Origin of the sequence: Candidatus Hakubella thermalkaliphila (genome assembly GCF_013281975.1) — a bacterium.
GTDB lineage: Bacteria > Actinomycetota > Humimicrobiia > Hakubellales > Hakubellaceae > Hakubella > Hakubella thermalkaliphila.
This window is the reverse complement of record NZ_BLRZ01000158.1, coordinates 1-3,045: the sequence shown is the minus strand read 5'-3', so window position 1 is coordinate 3,045 and position 3,045 is coordinate 1. Positions and strand designations below refer to the sequence as shown.

The 3,045-nt window shown below is 48.0% G+C and carries 2 protein-coding genes; both read right to left on the bottom strand.

Annotation, left to right across the window (positions count from 1 at the left end):
• Positions 1–28: 28 nt before the first annotated feature.
• Entirely contained in the window at positions 29–592 is a 564-nt protein-coding gene (cdhB, locus tag HW443_RS10215) for a CO dehydrogenase/acetyl-CoA synthase complex subunit epsilon (RefSeq protein WP_176236197.1), read from the bottom strand.
• 22 nt (positions 593–614) lie between these two features.
• Positions 615–2,921 (bottom strand): CO dehydrogenase/acetyl-CoA synthase complex subunit alpha, encoded by a 2,307-nt coding sequence (gene cdhA, locus HW443_RS10210; protein ID WP_176236865.1) that lies wholly within the window; start codon positions 2,919–2,921, stop codon positions 615–617.
• Positions 2,922–3,045: the final 124 nt, after the last annotated feature.

The window sequence follows — 3,045 nt, the reverse complement described above, 5'->3', positions numbered from 1 at the left end:
CTGTTTAATATTTTCTACTTTTCAAAGCTTATGCCTTAACAGTTCCTAATTCACTGATTACACCTTCCAAATACACGCGCCATTTCTCCGTTTTAGTAATCACCGGCACCGCAAAGTCAGCATTCGGGTGACTGCGGCGGCAGATAGCAAATGTTTTCAGATGAGGCGCAAAATGCTTAAGCGTGGACAAACCACGCTCCGCCAGATCACATCTGACTCCGGTAAACAATACCAAATCATGAAATCCTTTGCCGCGAACGCCCATCCAGTTTTTATCCTTTAAAAAATGGACTATTTCGATAATGTCATAAATCGAATCGGGAAGAACCCCCAACTCCATCATCTTTTTCTTAACATGGGCTGTAGCGCAGATAGGAATGTTGCGGGATTTAGCAATCTCCAAGGTAAAGTCAATCAGCAGCCTATCACCCACAAGCGAATCTATAACTTCTGCACCAAAAACGTAAAGCGGGTTTGTAGCCTTATCAATTATGCGTGCCGCCTCTACTGGCTCAGACACCACCTTAGCCGCTTTCGTGCCGGTTAGGACGTTAATCTTATAATAAGGCATGGTCATTAACTCAGACGCCACTTAAATCCCTCCTGTTTCATAATTATTTTACGGTAGCCTCAATAGGAACTTTAGTCTCGTAAGTGCCGATAAGCGTCGGCAAGGAAAGAGAGATCTTAGGCTTCCAACCCACCTCTTTAAGATAGGCGATAACTTCCCGCTTGTAAACGATGGGGATCTCTTTTTCTGTCCGGATAAAGTTCTGCAAATCATCAGGCAAAGAACCCATAACTTGCTTGTAGGCAGAAATATAACTGTTTAGCTTGATTGCCCGGCCGGGAGGCGTGTCGTTGCGGCGGAAGCACTGTTTGATAATAGTGACCAGCGCTCTTTCTTTCGTCTCAGTCACAAGCATCATGTGTTCCGGCGTGGGTTCTTGAGTATCTACCCGCTGTTTAGTACGGCCGTCCATCACACGCCAGTCGCTTGCTTCTTTCTTGCTCATGAAAAGACGCCGATATTTAGAGCCATGAGGACCGAGCACTATAGGAATGCCCCAACGTACTGCTCCGGTACCAATGCAAAGCGCCTTTTGGGAATATGGTCCCCAAACAACGCCGCAAGCGCCTACTCTGTTTATAATATAGTCGGCCATCAGCTCAAAGTTGGCCCGGTTTGGCAGTGTGGCAAAGATGTTGGCGATTTTAATCGCCGCCCCCACCACGTGAGCGTTGGAAATGCAGGAACCCACGTTAACGATACAGCCGGCGTCAAACTCGGGAATATATTTTTCATAAATAGTTTTACCATCCTCATCTTTGCGCATAGCCGCAGCCATAGCCGCACAGCCTGACAGATTAACGATATATTTGCGCCGAGCCAATTCTTCAGCCAACCAAGCCACATCATCAATATCGCCGGGGAAGTTCGAGCAACCAGCAAACAGGATTACGCCTGGGATAGTACCAAGAACGATGGGAGAACCGACCTTCCGAATTTCCACATCATGAATCGGACCACGACCGGCACGTATCTTATAAGTGTCTGAAGCAGCGGCAGCCTGCATAACTTTTTGGATGGGGATATTATTGACACACGCCTCTTCACATTTAGCGCAGCCGATGCAACGCAGGAAAACACTGCCCAACTTTGTGAAATCGCCCTGCCTAGCTTGATTGATGGCGAGATTGACTGGCAGAAGGTTAGGACAAGCCCGGTTGCAGGTCTCGCAAGTACCGCGGCATTTAGCTGATAAAAGCGACGCTTCTTCCTTAGTCATGAGCTTCTTTCTTTCCTGGCGGAGAGGCGCAAGCGCCAACGCCGCCCGCACAATTACTTCAGCCGCTTTTTCCGAATCCAGAATCAGAAACTGCTTTTGGTTCTCAAGCATTTCCCGAAGAATGTCATCCACCGGCTTTGCCGAGACTTCTTCCAATCCGTAACTAATTTTATCCGAGCAGGCAACCATGGCTGCACCTGCTTCGCTGGCCATCTGCGGAATGTCGGTGATGACACACTGTTCATCGGTTACCACCACGTCAGCCAATCCTGCCTTCAGGAAGAAGCGTTGGCGGGAAAGCGGACCGATAATTTTGGCACTGCTATCATAACGAGTCACATCATGGGCCGTACAGCAAAGCCCTGCGACCTCCACTTTATCGTACAGATCATGCTGGCGCAGATAGTCGACAATCGCATACGCGGTGATTGCGTTATGACCTACTACTACAATGGTAGGCTTCTTTACATCTATGGCGCCCCAGCCCAAATCGACCAAAGGCGTATCAGCTATTGACGTAGGCAGACCGTAACCGACTATCTGAGCAATATCAGCCGCTTCCAGCGCCACATGGTCGAGCGTGCCGGCGTGAAACGCCTTTGACTCAAAGTCGCGATAATTGCCTTCCTGACCCATATGGGTAGCCGAAACTAGATGAATCATTTCCCGCTCCACATATTCAATAGCTTTGCGCAGGTCGCCGAGATTTTTCGGCTTCAGACCTGTGACTGTCCTAATAATCGGGGCTTCCACATTCACTTGGCTGCCTAGGTCTATTTTAAAGTCCTCACCATATTTTTCAATCAAATGATCAATCATATGCCTGCCGTGAGCACCATGAGCCGCTGTGCCCATCAGCGAACAGATGAGAATCCACCTCGCCTGCTGCGTGGCAATATCTATGCCGCAAGCGCCTTTCTTGTCTTCCGTTAAGTCACACTTGCCAAAAGTACATAGGCAGCACAAGTCACAAAATGGAGCGTAAAAAGGCTCGTAGGTGTCCAAAAGACGGAAATCCCAGTTGCGCAAATCTGTCAGTGAAGGCATGGGCGTTGGGCCCACGGGCTCCCACTCGTCGTCTGCTCTAATAATTCTTCTAATTTCTTCTTCCCTTATTTTCCCTTTGCTCATTTTCTTTCCTTCCTCTTTTAACCCTACAGCGATACTTAAGAATCTTGGTTCAATATGTAGGGCAATTTCTTTAATTGAACCACAACATATTGTATGTATTCAGGTAAATGACGTTGTAGGGTTA